This window comes from Stenotrophomonas sp. TWI700 (genome assembly GCF_039673645.1).
Lineage (GTDB): Bacteria > Pseudomonadota > Gammaproteobacteria > Xanthomonadales > Xanthomonadaceae > Stenotrophomonas > Stenotrophomonas maltophilia_AA.
Genome location: NZ_JBDJMB010000003.1, coordinates 14,153 through 29,542 on the forward strand (window position 1 = coordinate 14,153; position 15,390 = coordinate 29,542).

At 67.5% G+C, this 15,390-nt stretch carries 7 protein-coding genes; 4 read left to right on the forward strand and 3 right to left on the reverse strand.

Features of this window, described 5'->3' with window-relative positions; all coding sequences use genetic code 11:
• Positions 1–169: 169 nt before the first annotated feature.
• The 4 genes from ABE473_RS03590 to ABE473_RS03605 all read left to right on the forward strand — a co-directional run bounded on the left by ABE473_RS03590 (position 170) and on the right by ABE473_RS03605 (position 11,579).
• Entirely contained in the window at positions 170–1,954 is a 1,785-nt protein-coding gene (locus ABE473_RS03590) for an autotransporter assembly complex family protein (RefSeq protein ID WP_346488672.1), read from the forward strand.
• A complete protein-coding gene (locus ABE473_RS03595) occupies positions 1,951–5,796 on the forward strand; it encodes a translocation/assembly module TamB domain-containing protein (protein WP_346488533.1) in 3,846 nt (1,281 codons plus the stop codon). Before ABE473_RS03590 ends, ABE473_RS03595 begins: the two co-directional genes overlap by 4 nt.
• 107 nt (positions 5,797–5,903) lie before the next feature.
• A complete protein-coding gene (locus ABE473_RS03600) occupies positions 5,904–8,051 on the forward strand; it encodes a S46 family peptidase (protein WP_346488534.1) in 2,148 nt (715 codons plus the stop codon).
• Between the two features lie 78 nt (positions 8,052–8,129).
• Entirely contained in the window at positions 8,130–11,579 is a 3,450-nt protein-coding gene (locus ABE473_RS03605; RefSeq protein WP_346488535.1) for a PAS domain-containing hybrid sensor histidine kinase/response regulator, read from the forward strand.
• A gap of 24 nt (positions 11,580–11,603) precedes the next feature.
• On the opposite strand, the gene ABE473_RS03610 is transcribed toward ABE473_RS03605, so the two are convergent.
• The 3 genes from ABE473_RS03610 to acs all read right to left on the reverse strand — a co-directional run bounded on the left by ABE473_RS03610 (position 11,604) and on the right by acs (position 15,327).
• Positions 11,604–12,182, reverse strand: coding sequence for a manganese efflux pump MntP family protein (locus ABE473_RS03610; RefSeq protein ID WP_179459682.1), 579 nt, complete (start codon positions 12,180–12,182; stop codon positions 11,604–11,606).
• A 335-nt stretch (positions 12,183–12,517) separates the two neighbouring features.
• Positions 12,518–13,183 (reverse strand): response regulator transcription factor, encoded by a 666-nt coding sequence (locus tag ABE473_RS03615; RefSeq protein WP_070470067.1) that lies wholly within the window; start codon positions 13,181–13,183, stop codon positions 12,518–12,520.
• A 200-nt stretch (positions 13,184–13,383) separates the two neighbouring features.
• Positions 13,384–15,327 carry an acetate--CoA ligase gene (gene acs / locus ABE473_RS03620; protein WP_346488536.1) on the reverse strand — a complete coding sequence of 648 codons (1,944 nt, stop codon included), beginning with the start codon at positions 15,325–15,327 and terminating at the stop codon, positions 13,384–13,386.
• Between the last annotated feature and the right edge of the window lie 63 nt (positions 15,328–15,390).

Genomic DNA, 15,390 nt, shown 5'->3' on the forward strand with positions numbered 1-15,390 from the left:
GGGAACGTCATGAGCTGTCGCGGACGGTTCTGTCCGACACCGTGCCGGCATCGCTCAGGGTCGATGCGTCAGCAGCGACTTTCTCGTGGAATTTAACGGCGTCTTCACTACCGTTCTGAAACGGTCACGCCGATTTCGCATGCCCGCGATGGCCCGTTATGCTGTCGCCATGCAGCCAACGAAATTCGCCCTTCCCCTGATGTTCCTGTCCCTTGCCACCGCCTCGGTGGCACATGCGCGGGGGACCATTGAAAAAGTGGACATCAAAGGACTGGACAAGGGCGACGACGCCGAGATGATCGAGAACATCGAGGTCTCGCTGTCCCTGTACGACACCATCGGCAAGGTCCAGGGCGAGTCGCGCCTGGAGTACCTGTTGTCCCAGGCCGAGCGCCAGACCCGCGAGGCGCTGGAGCCGTTCGGCTACTACAACCCGACCATCACCGTGGACAGTCCCCGTGAAGGTGAAAACCTGCGGGTGGTGATCCAGGTCGACAAGGGGCCGCCGACCCTGGTCCGCCGCGAGCACATCGACATCACCGGCCCGGCCCAGCTGGACCAGTACCTCCAGGAAGACCTGGAGAACTTCAAGCCGCGCAAGGGCCAACGGTTCGAACACACCGAATACGAAGCCAGCAAGATCCGGGTGACCCGGCGCCTGGCCGAACGCGGTTACTTCGATGCCGACTTCACCCAGCGCCAGGTCCAGATCACCCGCGCCGAGAACGCCGCCGACGTCGATCTCACCTGGGACAGCGGGCGCCGCTACAACATGGGCGAGATCCGCTTCCACCAGAATTACTTCGTCGACAAGCTGTTCGATCCGCTGGTGTACTGGGATGAAGGCAGCTACTTCCACGAAGGCAAGCTGGACCGCCTGCGCGAGTCGCTGACCAAGCTCGATTACTTCAGCGTCATTGATATCCAGCCGCGCCCGGACCAGGCCGACGAGAACGGCGACGTGCCGGTGGACGTCAGCCTGACCCGCGCCAAACGCACGATCTACACCGCCGGTCTCAGCTACGGCAGCGAGAGTGGCGCCGGTGTGCGTGGGGGCCTGGAGCGGCGGTTCCTCAACAGCCGCGGCCACAAGATGAACACCCAGCTCGACTACGCGCAGAAGCGCAAGAGCCTGGTCACCAGCTACCGGATCCCGGGTTTCGCGTGGCTCGATGGCTGGTATGCGTTCACCGCCAGCGCCTATGACGAGCAGACCGATTACATCGACCTGCGCAACTTCAAGCTGTCGGCCAGCCGCAGCGGCGAGATCAACGAGTACTGGACCGCGATCGCCTCGATCAACGCCCTGCGCGAGCGCTGGCGCTATGCCTCGGGCACCGAATTCACCGACGCGGTCTACAACACCTCCACCCTGGTCTACCCGCAGCTGGTCGCCGACTACGTCAACGTCGACGATGAGATGTTCCCGCGCCGCGGCCTCAGCGGCAGCGCGACCCTGCGCGGCGGCATCGAGGGCGCCGGCTCGGACACCAGCTTCGTGCAGGCCAACATGGTGCTGCGCTGGTATGTACCGATCGGCGACACCGACCGCCTGATCCTGCGCGGTGAGGGTGGCACGACCTGGACCAGCGATCTGGTGGCGATGCCGCCGAGCCTGCGCTTCTTCGCCGGTGGCGACCGCAGCATCCGCGGTTACGCTTACCGCGAAGTCGGCCCGCGCACCGCAGCGCCGGACAAATTCGCGCTCGGCGCGAAGAACCTGGTGGTCGGCTCGGCCGAGTATGAGCATTACTTCAAGGGCGGGCCGTGGGGCGCGGCCGTGTTCGTCGATACCGGCAGCGCGTTCGACAACACCATCGACCTGCACACCGGCGTGGGCTTCGGCGTGCGCTGGAAATCGCCGGTGGGTCCGGTGCGCGTGGATGTCGCGCACGGCCTGAACAATCCGGATTCGCAGTTCCAGCTGTACCTGAACATCGGAGCGGACCTGTGAGCACCCCGACGCCTTCCGCACCTGCTGCCCCGCCGCCGCCACGCGTGCGTTTCTACCGCAAGCGCCGCTTCTGGGCGTGGTCCGGCTTCACTGTGCTCGGCCTGGTGCTGCTGGCACTGCTGCTGCTGTACTGGCTGCTGCAGACCGTGGCCGGCCGTGATGTGCTGCTGGCCCAGGTGGTCGCGCGGCTGCCGGTCGGCGCTACGCTGACCTGGAGCAAGGTCGATGGCCCGGTCGCCGGGCCGCTGGTGCTGCACGATCTGGACTTCCGCTACGACGACATCCATTTCACCGCCGAGCGCGCCTATCTGGATCCGGACATCCGGCCGCTGCTGGGTCGCAAGCTGCAGCTCGATGCCTTGCAGATCAAGAACGCGACCTTGAACCTGGCCAAGAGCGATGAGCCGTTCGAGCTGCCCTCGTGGCCGGACTCGCTGCCGCAGATCGAAATGCCGCTGGCGATCCAGGCCGACACCATCATCATCGATGGCTTCCGCATCACCCAGGCGCAGCAGCCGCTGATCGACATCGCCAAGGTGCGCGGCGGCGTGGAGATCGCCAATGGCGAATTCCGCGCGACCCAGCTCAAGGTCGACAGCGACATGGGCGATTTCCGCGTGGACGGCCGTTATCTGCCGCGCAGCGATTACGACACCGACATCACCATCGGCGCGCTGATGCCGGCCCCGCGCGGGCGCACCCCGGCGCGGCTCGGCCTGGTCGCACGCGGCGATCTGGGTCATATGGAAGTGGCGATCGCCGGCAACGCGCCGGCGCCGCTGCAGGCCAGCCTGGTCTTCGATGGCCGCACCGATCCGGTGTGGAAACTCACCGCGCGCAGCAGGGAACTTGACCTGGCGCTGCTGGTACCGGGCATGGATGCGAGCACCAGCACGCCGATGGCGCTGGACGTGCAGGCCGAAGGCAAGGGCGGCCAGGCCAATCTGCAGGGCAGCTTCAAACAGGGCGACATCGCGGTGGAACTGGCGCCCTCCAAGGTGGGCCTGGCCGACCAGGTGCTGACCGTCTCGCCGCTGCAGGTGAAGGGTTTCGGTGGGCAGGCGCGGCTGGAAGGCGTCGCCGATTTCACCGACAAGGAAAACGCCAGCCTGCGCTTCTCCATCGTCGCCAACGACCTGACCTTCGTGCCCGCCGCCGATACCACCACCCCGGGCGCCGCGGCGCCGGTGCCGGTGACGTTGAAAGAAGCGCGCATGGGCCTGGCCGGTACGTTGAAGGCATGGGCGGCGGTTGGCCGTGCCTCGGTCGAACGCGAGAAACAGGTCGCCGACCTGACCTTCGACGTGCGCGGCAACGATCAGGCCGCGATCATCAAACAGCTGCAGGCGAGCACGCCGGGCGGTTCGCTCGATGTCACCGGCCAGGTGGCCTGGGCACCGCAGCTGGACTGGGACGTGGCCGCCAAGCTGGCTGGTTTCGATCCGGGCTACTTCGCCCCGGGCTGGGACGGCAAGCTGTCCGGTTCGTTTGCATCGAAGGGCCGCCAGTTGCCGCCGCCGGCAGGCAGTCCGGTCGGCACCGCCGGCAGCTATGAAGCCACGGTCGATGTGCCGGGCATCAAGGGCACGCTGCGCAAACGCGCGCTGGATGCGCAAGGCAGGTTCGCGCTGCGCGGCGAGCAGGGCGAAGGCAATCTCAAGCTCGCGGTGGGCAGCAGCCGACTGACCGCCAAGGGCTCGGTCGGCGACCGCCTGGATATCGATGCGCAGCTGGATCCGGTGCAGTTGGCCGACCTGCTGCCCAACAGCAGCGGCAGCCTGCGCGGCCACGTGCTGATCAAGGGCGCGCGTACCGCGCCGGACATCACCGCCGATCTGGTCGGCAGCGGCCTACGCTGGGACGACTGGAGCGCCGAGGCGATCAGCATCAAGGGGCGCCTGCCGTGGCAGGGCGACAGCGGCACGCTGGCGGTGCAGGGCAGCAAGGTGCAGGTCGGCATGCTGCTGGACACGCTCAACGTGGATGCCCGCGGCAGTCTCTCCAATCTGCGCCTGGATGCACAGACCAAGAACGAACTGGGTGCGGTCGCGCTGCAGGGCGGCGTGCGCCAGCAGGGCCAGGCCTGGCGCGGTGATCTCACCGCGCTGCGCATCGCACCGATGAAGGGCGATGCCTGGAGCCTGCGCGCACCGGCCACCTTCAGCGTGCAGGGCAGCAATTTCACCCTGAGCGATGCCTGCCTCGGGTCGGCCACCGGTGGCGCGCTGTGCGCCAGCGCGAACTGGCCACGCGAAGGCCTGCTGGTGCGCGGCGATGCGCTGCCGCTGGCGCTGGTGCAGCCGTGGCTGCCGCCGCAGTCCGGGCGCCGCATCTACCTGCGCGGAGAAGTGAATCTGGATGGGCGCATCCGCCCCCGCGGCAACGCGTGGGAAGGCAGCGCCTCGGTCACCTCGCGCGAAGGCGGGGTGCGCCTGGGCGACAACGCGCGTGGCGAGCTGGTGCGCTACGACCAGTTCTCGGTGAACCTGGAGATGACCCCGCAGCAGATCAACGCCAAGCTCGGTGTCGGTTTCCAGGGCGACGGCTTCGTCGATGCGAAGGTGCAGACCGGCTGGGACGCCAACGCACCCCTCAACGGCGAGCTGTACATGAACATCGCGCGGCTGTACTGGTTGGAGCTGTTCTCGCCGGACATCGTGCGCCCGACCGGGCTGATCGAAGGCCACGTGAGCCTGCGCGGCACGCGCGGCACGCCGTCGCTGGGTGGTGAGGCGACACTGAGCAAGTTCAAGGGTGAGTTCCCCGCGCTGGGGCTCACCTTCGCCGAGGGCAAGGGCAGCTTCACCGCGCAGCCGGATGGTTCGGCCAAGATCACCGCGCAGGCCAACTCCGGCAAGGGCACGCTGTACGTCGATGGCGGGTTGTCGTGGTTCGGCGATGCCCAACCGCTGCAGCTGCATATCCACGGCGAAAACGTGTTGCTGGCCAATACCAGCGAACTGCGCGTGATCGCCAATCCGAACCTGGATTTCACCCTGGCCGGCAGCGCGATGCAGCTGCGCGGCACCGTGCATGTGCCCGAAGCGGACCTGGACCTGGAACGCCTGGATCGTGGCACCTCGGTCTCCGAAGACGTGGTGGTGCTCGATCCGGTGGATCCGGAAGAGGGCCCCAGCTCGCCGCTGGACATGGACCTGACCGTGAGCCTGGGCGACAAGGTCAAGATGGCCGGGTTCGGCCTGAAGGGTGCGCTGACCGGCAAGATGCAGGTGTGGGCGCGCCCCGGGCGCGAGATGACCGCCAACGGCGGGCTGGAAGTCAGTGGGCGCTACAAGGCCTACGGCCAGGACCTGACCATCACCCGCGGCAACTTGAACTGGAACTACAACGCGGTCTCCGATCCGCGCATCAACATCCGTGCCCAGCGCGCCGTCGGCGATGTCACCGCCGGCATCGACGTGACCGGGCGGGCGCAGTCGCCGCGCGTGGATGTGTGGTCGGAACCGGCGATGTCGCAGTCCGAAGCACTGGCCTACCTGGTGCTGGGCCGCAGCCTCACCGGTGCCAGCAGCGACCAGGCACAGCAGGTCAACGCGGCCTCGGCGGCGCTGTCGGCCGGCAGTGGCCTGCTCGCCTCGCAGCTGGGCGCCAAGCTCGGCCTGGACGACGCCGGCGTGAGTCAGTCGCGCGCGCTGGGCGGCTCGGTGATCGGCTTCGGCAAGTACATCTCGCCCAAGCTCTACATCGGCTACGGCGTCTCGCTGGTCGGCAGTGGCTCGGTGCTGACGCTGAAATACCTGCTGCGCCGCGGCTTCGATGTGGAGCTGGAATCGAGCACGGTGGAGAACCGCGGGTCGCTGAACTGGCGAAAAGAAAAGTAGATCACGACCGTTGGTCGTGATGCGGGTGCTTGCCCAACCATCGGCCGTTGCCCCTGCCGGGCGCAGCGGCTAAGGTCTCGGGCTGTTCTGACGTACCGGATGTGCCCATGTCTTCACGCAAACCCCTCACCGCCGCGCTGGCGCTTGGCCTGACCCTCGCCGCCGGCGCCCATGCCGATGAAGGCATGTGGATGCCGACCCAGCTGCCGGACCTGGCCAAACCGCTGAAGGCGGCCGGCTTCAAGGGCAACCCGGGCGACCTGGCCAACGTCACCGCGCCGCCGCTGAGTGCGGTGGTGCGGGCCGGTGGCGGTACCGGCTCGTTCGTCTCCGACGACGGCCTGCTGCTGACCAACCACCACGTCGCCATGGGCGTGATCCAGTACAACAGCTCGGCCGAGCACAACCTGATCAACGACGGCTTCATCGCCAAGGGCCGCAGCGATGAGCGCGCGGCCAACCCGGATTTCCGCGTGCTGGTCACGGTCGGGTTCGACAAGGTCACCGATGACGTGCTGCGCGATGCCCGCGGCAAGACCGGCCGGGCGTACTTCGACGCGGTCGACCGCGCCAGCAAGCAGCTGGTGGCCGACTGCGAGAAGGAGGGCAACATCCGCTGCAGCGTGGCGGACATGTACTACGGCACCGATTTCTATCGCATCCGCCAGCTCGAGCTGAGCGATGTGCGCCTGGTCTATGCGCCGCCGCGCGCGATCGGCAACTACGGCGATGAGATCGACAACTTCATGTGGCCGCGCCACACCGGCGATTTCACCCTGCTGCGCGCCTACGTGGGCAAGGACGGCAAACCCGCGCCGTACAGCGTGGACAACGTGCCCTACCACCCGCCGGCCCACCTGAAGATGGCGATCGACGGCCCGAAGACCGGCGATTACGCGATGCTGGCCGGCTATCCGGGCATCACCTACCGCCATCGCACGGCGGCGGAATTCGCCAGCCAGATCGATGCGGTGCTGCCGCGCCGCGTGGCGGTGTTCCAGCAGATGATCGACACCATCGAGTCGGCCAGTGCCAAGGACGCCCAGGCACGTACCCGGTACGCCTCACAGCTGCAGTCGCTGAAGAACAACCGCAAGCGGGCCGCCGGTGAGCTGGAAGGCCTGCTGCGCAGCGATGCCAAGGCGCAGCGTGCCGCCGATGAAGCGGCGATGCTGCAGGCCACCGATGCGAAGTACCAGGGCGGTATCCAGTCACTGCTGACCTCGCTGTCCAGCGGTGCCTCGGTCGGCGAGCGCGATCTGCTGCTCGACCTGCTCTCGGCGCAGAGCCAGCTGCTGCGTTCGGCATTGACCCTGGAGCGCCTGCGCATCGAATCGGCCAAGCCCGATGCCGAGCGTGACAGCGGCTACCAGCAGCGCGATCTGGCGCTGATCGAAGGCGTGCTCAAGCAGGTCCAGCGCCGGTACGATCCGGCCATCGAAAAGGCCCTGCTGACCACGCTGCTGACCCGTTACCAGCAGCTGCCGGAGGCGCAGCGCGTGCCCGAGTTCGATGCCGCCTTCGGGCGCACCCCGGCTGCGCTGGCCAAGACCCTGGACACGCTGTACGCCAGCACGCATCTGGGCGACGAAGCCGAGCGCCTGTCGCGCTTTGCTGCGGCGAAAGAGGGCAAGGCACTGGCGCGCGATCCGCTGATCGACCTGGCCGGCCCGCTGGTCGCCGCGCAGCTGCGCCTGGATGACGAGCGCAAGACCCGTGAGGGCGAGCAGCTGCGCCTGCGCCCGGCCTATATGCAGGCGCTGTTCGCCTGGCGTGCCAAGCAGGGCCGTGCGGTGTACCCGGATGCCAACCGCACGCTGCGCATCAGCTACGGCAAGGTCGAAGCACTGTCCCCGCGCGATGCGGTGCATTTCGACCCGGTGACCACCGTGGCCGGCATCGTGGAGAAGAACACCAACGCCTACCCGTTCGATGCGCCCAAGCCGCTGCTGGACGCGATCGCCAAGGGTGATTTCGGCTCCACCGCCGATCCGGTGCTGAAGACCCAGACGGTCAACTTCCTGACCAACCTGGACACCACCGGCGGCAACTCCGGCTCGCCGGTGCTCAATGCCAAGGGCGAGCTGATCGGCCTGAACTTCGACAGCAACTGGGAGTCGGTCAGCGCCAGCTGGTGGTTCGATCCGCGCTTCAAGCGCGCGGTGCACGTGGACATGCGCTACCTGCGCTGGTTGCTGGCCAAGGTCTACCCCGCACCCGAGCTGCTGAAGGAAATGGGCGTCCCCGCCGAATAAGGCACGGCGGCCCGCCCTGGAACGCCACGACCCACGGTCGTGGCCTACACTGCGGGCTGCTCTCACGGAAACACCCGCGTGGTCTCCAGCTGGATCCTGCTGTTGGTGTCAGTGGTCTACGCCGCGCTGCTGTTCGGCGTGGCGTGGTGGGGCGACCGTCGCCCGATGTATCCGAACCGGCCGTGGCTGCGGCCGGTGGTCTACAGCCTGGCGCTGGCGGTGTACTGCTCGTCGTGGACCTTCTACGGTGCGGTCGGCACGGCGGTGCGCAACGGGATCGGCTACCTGCCGATCTACCTGGGGCCGCTGCTGCTGTGGGTGTTCGGCTGGCGCATCATCGAGCGCCTGGCGCTGATCGCCCGCAGCCAGAACGTGGTCTCCATCGCCGATTTCATCTCTTCGCGCTTCGGGCGCTCGCGCCGCCTGGCCGCCCTGGTGGCGGTGATCGCGCTGATCGGCATCGTGCCGTACCTGGCCCTGCAGTACAAAGCGGTGGCGATGAGCCTGCAGGTACTGACCGGCAACGTCGGCCCCACCGGCTTCTTCACCGATCCGGCGCTGTACGTTGCGTTGCTGATGGCCTTGTTCGCCACGCTGTTCGGCACCCGCCAGGTAGATGCCACCGAGCACCACCACGGCATGATGCTGGCGATCGCGCTGGAATCGATGATCAAGCTGATCGCGATGGTCGCGCTCGGGCTGTTCGCCTACCTGTGGCTCAACGACCGTACCGATGCGGTGATCGAGTCGGCGCATACGCTGTTCACCGGGCTGCCGCCGGTGGGCTTCATCTCGCAGACGCTGCTGAGTTTCCTGGCGATCATCTGCCTGCCGCGCCAGTTCCACGTGGCCGTGGTCGAGTGTGGCGACGTGCGCGACATCCGCCGCGCGCGCTGGATGTTCGGTGCCTACCTGGTGATCATTTCGGCGATGGTGATCCCGATCGCCACCGCCGGCGTGACCCTGTTCGGCACCGGTGGCAGTGTCGCCGATGACAGCATGGTGCTGGCGCTGCCGCTGGCCGAAGGACGCAAGTTCCTGGCGCTGATCGCCTACGTCGGCGGTTTCTCGGCGGCCACCGGCATGGTCATCGTGGCCTCGATCGCGCTGGCCACCATGGTCAGCAACGACCTGGTGATGCCGGTCCTGCTGCGCCGCAGTGGCGACCATCAGGAAGCGGCGGATGTCGCCTCGCGCGTGTTGTGGATCCGGCGTACCGCGATCCTGCTGCTGGCGCTGGTCGCCTACAGCTATTACCGCGGCAGCAGCAACGACAGCACCCTGGCGTCGTATGGGCTGATGGCGTTCGCGGCGGTGGCGCAGTTCGCGCCGGGGCTGATCGGCGGGCTGTACTGGCGCGGTGCCAGCCGCCGGGGCGTGGAGGTCGGCATGCTGCTCGGCTTCGCCACGTGGGTCTACACGCTGCTGCTGCCCGCGCTGACCCACGCCGGGTGGATGGACGAGGCCTGGCTGGTGCAGGGGCCGTTCGGGATCGGCTGGCTGCAGCCGCAGCATCTGTTCGGCATGAGCGGCTGGGACCCGCTGACCCACGGCACCTTCTGGTCGCTGCTGGTCAATGTCGCGGCGATGGTGCTGGTCTCGGTGCGCTGGCGCCCGGGCGTGGACGAGCGCCTGCGCGCCGCCCCGTTCCTGGACCCGTACGCGCAGCGGCCCTCGGTGGCCGGCGCCTGGCCGGGCAACGTGCATGTGGGCGACCTGCTGGCGCTGGCCTCGCGCGTGGTTGGTGACCGCCATGCCCGCCGGTCCTTCTTCGAGCAGGCCCAGTCGATGGACCGTGAGCTGCAGGCCTCCGCGCCGGCCGACCGCGCCTGGGTGCAGTTCACCGAGCGCCTGCTGGCCGCCTCGATCGGTGCGGCCTCGGCACGCCTGCTGCTGACCAGCCTGCTGCGCGGCTCGGGCATGGACCTGGGCGAAGTGGTCGCGGTGCTCGACGAGGCGGGGCAGGAGCTGCGCTTCAACCGCGAAATCCTCTCCACCACGCTGGAGAACATCAGCGCGGGGGTCAGCGTGGTCGATCCGGACATGCGTCTTACCGCGTGGAACCGCCGTTACCAGCAGATGTTCGGGTACCCCGACGGGATGCTCTACGTGGGCCGGCCGGTCGCCGACCTGATCCGCTACAACGCCGAACGCGGCGAGCTGGGCGAGGGCGACATCGAACTGCAGATCAACCGCCGCATCGGCTACATGCGCGCCGGCTCGCCGCACATCTTCGAACGCACCCGCAGCGACGGCAAGGTGATCGAGATGCGCGGACAGGCCCTGCCCGGCGGTGGCTACGTCACCAGCTACAACGACATCACCGACTACAAGCACGCCGAGCGCGCGCTGCTGGAGGCCAACGAAACCCTGGAGCAGCGCGTGGCCGAGCGCTCGCACGAAGCCGAGGTGGCGCAGCAGTCGAAGACGCGCTTCCTGGCCGCGATCAGCCATGACGTGCTGCAGCCGCTCAATGCCGCCCGCCTGTTCGCCTCGGCGCTGCGCGAGAGCCACCACAACAACGAAGAGCAGCGACACCTGGCCGAGCGTGTGGACGCATCGCTGCGCGCCGCCGAGGAGCTGCTGGACGGCCTGCTGGACGTCTCGCGCCTGGATGCCGGTGGGCTGCACCCGGTGATCGGCGATTTCGATGTCAGCCTGCTGATGCGCGAGCTGGCCGCGCAGTACTCGCCGGTCGCCGCCGGGCGCGGGCTGCGCATGGACCTGTTCGCGCGTCCGGCCTGGGTGCGCAGCGACCGCCGCCTGCTGCGCCGCGTGCTGCAGAACTTCCTGGCCAATGCGCTGCGCTATACGCGCCAGGGCCGCATCGTACTGGCCGTGCGCCATCGCGGGCCGGAGGTGGAACTGCAGGTGTGGGATACCGGCCCCGGCATTCCCGAGCATCACATGCAGCAGATTTTCGATGAGTTCCACCGCTACCAGCAGCCGTTCGACTGGGGTGAGCAGGGCCTGGGGCTGGGGCTGTCGATCTGCCAGCGCATCTCGCGCCTGCTCGATCACCGCCTCAACGCGCGCAGCCGGGTCGGCAGCGGCAGCATGTTCTCGATCCTGCTGCCGCTGGTGGCCGCGCCGGCCCTGCCGACGGCGACCGCGCTGCCGGCACCGAGCCCGGTCACCCGCGCCGATTCACTGGCCGGCATGCGCGTGCTGTGCGTGGACAACGACCAGGAGATCCTGGACGGCATGCGGGCGCTGCTGGGACGCTGGCAGGTACAGGTGATCACCGCCAGCACGGTCGACCAGGCGCTGGAGAAAGTGGTCGAGCGGCCGGATGTGATGCTGGTGGACTACCACCTGCACGACCGCCTGGACGGGCTGGACACGCTGGTGGCACTGGGCCAGAAGGCCGGGCGTGCGATTCCCGGCGCGCTGCTCACCGCCGATGGGCGCGATGAGCTCAAGCGGATGGCACGTGATCGCGGCTACCGGTTGTTGACCAAGCCCATCAAGCCGGCCTCGCTGCGCGCCTTCCTGGCTGCCTTCCACGACACCCGGGGCGATCTCTAGCCGCGGGGCCGTGGCGGAGGCCGGTCAGGCGATGGCGCCGCTGAGGTGTTCGTACAGGATGGTCGAGCCGATGATGATCAGGATCAGGCCGCCGATGATCTCGGCACGCTTGCCGACCATGCCGCCCAGCACGCGGCCGAGCATGATGCCCGCGGTCACCATGGTCAGGGTGCACAGGCCGATGATGAGTGCCATCACGCCGATATGGACGTCGAGGAAGGCCAGGCCGATGCCGACCGCCATCGCATCGATGCTGGTGGCAAAACCGGTCATCGCCAGGCGCCAGAAGCCGTGGTGCTTGCTGGTGTCTTCGTCCTCGGCGCCGTCATCGGGGCGCAGGCCGTTGATGATCATGTGCACGCCCAGCGCGCCGAGCAGGCCGAACGCGATCCAGTGATCGAAGGCCTCCACGTACTGCAGTGCGGCGCGGCCGAGCAGCCAGCCGATCACCGGGGTGATGCCTTCGATGACACCGAAAATCAGGCCGGCGCGCAGCGCGTCGGAGAAGCGCGGTCTGCGCATGGCCGCGCCTTTGCCGATCGCCGCGGCGAAGGCATCGGTGGACATGGCAAAGCCGATCAGCAGGATCGAAACAGGCGACATGGGGGTACGCGGCAGGTCGGGCGATGGCGAGCAACGGACCGCGAACGCGCCCAACCTGTCGTTGCGCACGCGGACCGCTGGTCTCGCCAACCAAGATGGCTACCCGCACCACGGCGCACTGGCCGAGTATGTTGATGCGGGCGATTCCTTCAGCAGGAATCCGGCTACTCCCCAAGGGGACGCGAAGCTTAGCACCGGGGGTGCAGCGTGGAGCGTTCATCGCGAATTGCGCAGGTAACGCTGCAATTCATAGCTCCGGCTATAACGCGCGTAGATCCACGCCATGCGTGGATGCTGTTCGTTCCGGTCTCGTGACATCCACGCATGGCGTGGATCTACTCTTCTTCGGGCGGCAACACGATCTGTTCGTCATCGATGGCCAGCTTGCCGGCCATCAGCACCGCCTGGGTGCGGTTGGTGACGCCGAGCTTGCGCAGGATCGCGGTGACGTGGGCCTTGATCGTCGCTTCGGACACGTTGAGGTCGTAGGCGATCTGCTTGTTGAGGCGACCGGCGCCGAGCATCTGCAGCACCCGGAACTGCTGCGGGGTCAGCTCGCGCAGCCGCTGGCCGATCTCGCGTTCCTCGCGGCCGGTCGGTGGCACGTTGTGCGCTTCCGGCGGCGCCCAGGTCTCGCCATCGAGGATGGTGCCCAGCGCATGGCCGATCGTGTCCGAATCGGCGGACTTGGGGATGAAGCCGAAGGCGCCATGGTCGAGCGCGCGGCGCATCACCGTCGGCTCCTCGCGCGCGGACACCACCACCACCGGCAGCTGCGGGTGCAGGGCGCGCATGTGGACCAGCGCGTTGAAGCCCTGCGCACCGGGCATGTTGAGGTCCATCAGGACCAGGTCGGCGTCGGTGTGCTGGTCGGCCAGCTGGTACAGCGCTTCCACGCTGTCCGCTTCGTACAGCTGCACGCCGGGGATGACGCGTTGCACGGCCCCGCGAAGGGCTTCGCGGAACAGCGGATGGTCATCGGCAATCAGGAGGGTCGTCATGGTGGGGGCCATGTTGCGGAGGAGTGCAGCGACGCAACGAAAAAGTCTATCGAGATGACAGCCCCCTGACTCAGGGGGCGGCCGCGAAGCGGCGGGGTGTGGGTGCTGGTGAGGCGGGGCCCACGATCCGCTTGCGGATCGTGGGAGCGACAGCGCGAACGCGATGACGCGGCCCCATCCTGCGCCTTCACGGGGAAGGGTTACTTCACTTTGCGTTCTTCCACCAGCGAAGCCACGACCGACGGATCGGCCAGGGTCGAGGTGTCACCGAGCTGATCCGGCGCGTTCTCGGCGATCTTGCGCAGGATGCGGCGCATGATCTTGCCCGAGCGCGTCTTGGGCAGGCCCGGCGCCCACTGCAGATGGTCGGGCGCGGCGATCGGACCGATCTCCTTGCGCACCCAGGCCACGAGCTCCTTGTGCAGTTCATCGCTCGGCGTTTCGTCGGCGATCAGGGTGACGTAGGCATAGATGCCCTGGCCCTTGATGTCGTGCGGGAAGCCGACCACGGCCGCTTCGGCCACCTTCGGGTGCGAGACCAGCGCGCTTTCCACTTCGGCAGTGCCGATGCGGTGTCCGGAGACGTTGATCACATCGTCCACGCGGCCGGTGATCCAGTAGTAGCCATCTTCGTCACGACGGCAGCCGTCGCCGGTGAAGTAGCTGCCCGGGTAGGTGCGGAAATACGTATCGATGAAGCGCTGATGGTCACCGTAGACGGTACGCATCTGGCCCGGCCACGAATCGCGGATGATCAGGTTGCCTTCGGTGGCCCCTTCCTGGATCTCGCCGTCGGCGTTGACCAGGGCCGGCTGCACACCGAAGAAGGGCAGGGTGGCCGAACCCGGCTTGAGATCGACCGCGCCGGCCAGCGGCGAGATCAGGATGCCGCCGGTTTCGGTCTGCCACCAGGTATCCACGATCGGGCAGCGGCTGTCGCCGACCACCTCGTAGTACCAGCGCCACGCTTCCGGATTGATCGGTTCGCCGACGCTGCCGAGCAGGCGCAGCGAACTGCGCGAGGTGCGCTTCACCGGTGCATCGCCTTCGCGCATCAACGCGCGGATCGCGGTGGGGGCGGTGTAGAAGATGGTGACCTGGTGCTTGTCGATCACCTCCCAGAAGCGCGAGGTGTTCGGGTAGTTCGGCACGCCTTCGAACATCACCGACGTCGCGCCATTGGCCAGCGGGCCGTACACGATGTAGCTGTGGCCGGTGACCCAGCCGACGTCGGCGGTGCACCAGTAGATGTCGTCCTCGCGCAGGTCGAACACCGCTTCATGGGTGTAGGCCGCGTACAGGAGGTAGCCGCCGGTGGTGTGCAGCACGCCCTTGGGCTTGCCGGTGGACCCGGAGGTGTAGAGGATGAACAGCGGATCCTCGGCATTCATGCGCTCGGGTTCGCACTGCGTCGGCTGCGGATCCACCACGTCATGGAACCAGCGGTCGCGCGGGGCCTGCATGTCCACCGCGCCGCCGGTGTGGCGGACCACCAGCACCGTTTCCACGGTGGTGGTGCCGGGCAGCTTCAGCGCGGCATCGACATTGGCCTTGAGCGGAATCTTCTTGCCGCCGCGCAGACCTTCGTCGGCGGTGATGATCAGCTTGCTGCCGCAGTCGATGACGCGGTCGGCGATCGAGTTCGGGGCGAAGCCGCCGAACACCACCGAGTGGATCGCACCGATACGCGCGCAGGCCAGCATGGCCACGGCGGCGTCGACGATCATCGGCAGGTAGATGGTGACCCGGTCGCCCTTCTTGACGCCGAGGTTGCGCAGCGCGTTGCCGAGGCGGCAGGTGCGCTCATACAGCTCGCGGTAGGTGACGCCCTGGGCCGGTGCATCGGGGCTGTCCGGTTCGAACAACAACGCGATCTTGTCGCCACGCGTGTCGAGCTGGCGGTCCAGGCAGTTGACGCTGGCATTGAGCTCGCCGTCTTCGAACCACTTGATCCGGAAATCGTCGAGCTGGTAGCTGACGTTCTTGATGCGGGTGGGCTTCTTGAACCAGTCCAGGCGCTCGGCGGCCTTGCCCCAGAAGGCATCCGGATGCTCCACCGATTCGCGGTAGAGCTGCTGGTACGTGTTCCTGTCGATCCGCGATGCCGCGGCGAACGCGGCGTCGACGGGGTAAAGATCAGCCATGGCACCCTCACTTGCACGTTGACTTGGGTTGTGCGGTCGCAACATAAGTGACGACCTCTCCCC